This is a genomic window from Oleiphilus sp. HI0067 (assembly GCF_001635735.1).
In genome coordinates this window covers 1-920 of record NZ_LWFI01000420.1, presented here as the reverse complement: position 1 = coordinate 920, position 920 = coordinate 1, and the positions used below count along the sequence as shown (strand labels likewise).

Below are 920 nucleotides of genomic sequence, written 5' to 3'. Positions count from 1 at the left end.
TCGCTATACAACTGATTAAACGAGTTGTTCGACATAAAATTGTTATAGTTGAGGTCAAACACAACCAGCATCTCATCAAGAGAGTCAATGACATCTTCTACTCGCTCTTTTATTTTTGTTGTCGTAAATAGTCCCTCAATTAGCTGATTAAACGCGTTGCGCAACTCGGTAATTTCTGAAGATTCATTCTCACTTTCAGTGAGTAGCTTAAAGTCATCTTCATGACGAGATTCTACGATTTTACTTTTCAAGAGATTAATAATGTCGCTCGCTGTTGTGCTTGCTAGCCCAATTGCGTTTACAAGTGCAATGACAACGAGCGCAAAGATGCCAAGCATAAGGCCAACAACCCAAGCCGCATCTTTATACACATCTAAGTTGGATTGGATGACTGAGAGTTTTAGCGTACCAAGAATATGTGATGTGATGATGCTGCCCATCCCAGAGTCATCAGTTACTGGCCCTGAGCGATATATAAGATCTTCGTTTTGACGCAGTTCAAGAGAATAGTCTTCAGTATCAAGTTGGATTACGTCAGATAACTTCTCAACGTAAAGTACTATAGCCCCTTCGGGGGTCGGGCCATAAATCACGGGAAAAGCTATAAATATCCCGTTCTTATCGACAGATCTAAAGTGTAAACCATCTTCTAATGTTGAGCTCTTCCAGTCGTACATCTGTGACTTGTTAGCAAAGTACTTATGGTTATTACCTGTAATGAGCTCTCCTTCGAAGTCTGTAAAAACAATACTGAAATTTGATTTGTCGCCAATGAAGTTTATCGGCTGTAGAGAGCGGAAAAATACGGGAAGATACGATTCTCGATTACTAAAATCGATCAGACTATTGATGATTAAGTCGTTACGAGCGAGTGATTCAACTTGCTCATCGAGACTCGATAGCCGTTCATTAAGTCGCTT

Annotated in this window: 1 protein-coding gene; it reads right to left on the bottom strand. The window is 40.2% G+C overall.

The window, feature by feature from the left end:
- A partial coding sequence (locus A3739_RS29375; RefSeq protein ID WP_197472061.1) for a hypothetical protein occupies positions 1–920 on the bottom strand: 920 nt, incomplete at both ends.